Annotated in this window: 1 protein-coding gene; it reads left to right on the top strand. The window is 39.2% G+C overall.

Annotated features, from left to right (window positions below; translation table 11 throughout):
* The first annotated feature begins 257 nt into the window (after positions 1–257).
* Complete coding sequence (locus J0656_RS20005; protein ID WP_207037079.1) at positions 258–1,235, top strand: transposase; 978 nt, start codon at positions 258–260, stop codon at positions 1,233–1,235.
* Positions 1,236–1,281 lie beyond the last annotated feature (46 nt).

The following is a 1,281-nucleotide window of genomic DNA, read 5'->3' on the forward strand; positions in this document are numbered from 1 at the left end:
CAAACGGAAGACAAAATTTTGGAGCGGAAAGGAAACGGAATCGTTACTTAGCCGATAGAAATAATATTGTTGGAACAGATAGAGTTCTAACCTTAAATCAACAGTTCCACTTACTGCATTAGCTTTAGAAACGGAATAGAGGGAATCTAATGTTTATATTAAGTACGGTAAGTTATTTGAGCCTAAGCCAGAGAGTATTAAGGGCATAACCCACTAACGATTTAAGCCGCTCAAAGGGAACATCAAAAAGACTTTTAATGAGAATATATGGAATCGACCTGTCCAAAGATAAATTTGACGTAAGCTATGTTCTTGCAGGTGAAGAGAAAAAGAGGTTTGTCAGAAATGACTTTAAAGGTATCTGCAACTTTTTGAAACAAGTGGAAGATAGTTGCATCCTGGTAGCTGAACATACTGGAAGCTATGGTGACCTGTTGGTTCATCTCTGTTACCAGTTCCAAATTAAAATAGCATTGGTCCCTGGCTACAACATAAAGCACAGCTTGGGATTGCAACGGGGAAAGAGCGATTCAAAAGACGCATACCGTATCAGGAAATATGGTGAGAGGTTTGTGGAAGAATTACGCTTTATGGAACCAAGGTCGGAATCGGTCAAAGAACTTAAGGAACTTTACAGTTTGCGGGAACAGTTGTCAAAGAGCAGGACATCACTTTTGTTGGGACAGAAAACAAGAAAGCTCAGTCCTTCCCAGAGCATTGTGGCCCATAGAGGCTATCAGAGAGCGATAGCCAATCTGGAAAATGAAATTGATGCCATCGAAAAGGAAATTGAAAAAATCGTTCAGAGCGATTCCGATTTAAATGATAACTACAAGCTTATTACCAGTATCAAAGGTATTGGTCCGGTAATAGCAAACAATCTGATCATCAAAACGGAAAATTTCAAACGTATCAATACAGCCAAAAAGGCTGCTGCCTTTGCCGGGGTATGCCCGTATCCCAATTCGTCCGGGAAAATGTCTATGAAGTCCAAGACCAGCCATATGGCCGACAAAAAGCTGAAATCTTTGTTGTTCCTTGCAGCCAAGACAGCCGTGACACACAATAAAGAGTATAGTCTATATGCAGAACGAAAAAAACTGGAGGGAAAACCCTATTTCTTGATCATGAACAATGTATCCAATAAAATGCTCAGAACTGTCTATGGTGTAATCCAGAGTCGAAAACCATATGATATGAACCATATTTGTAATGACCCAAGACAATTGAATTGAAATACTCAGGATTTTATTTGGTTTTTAATAGAGTATATAAACGGCA

Source organism: Flagellimonas aurea (genome assembly GCF_017313785.1).
GTDB lineage: Bacteria > Bacteroidota > Bacteroidia > Flavobacteriales > Flavobacteriaceae > Flagellimonas > Flagellimonas aurea.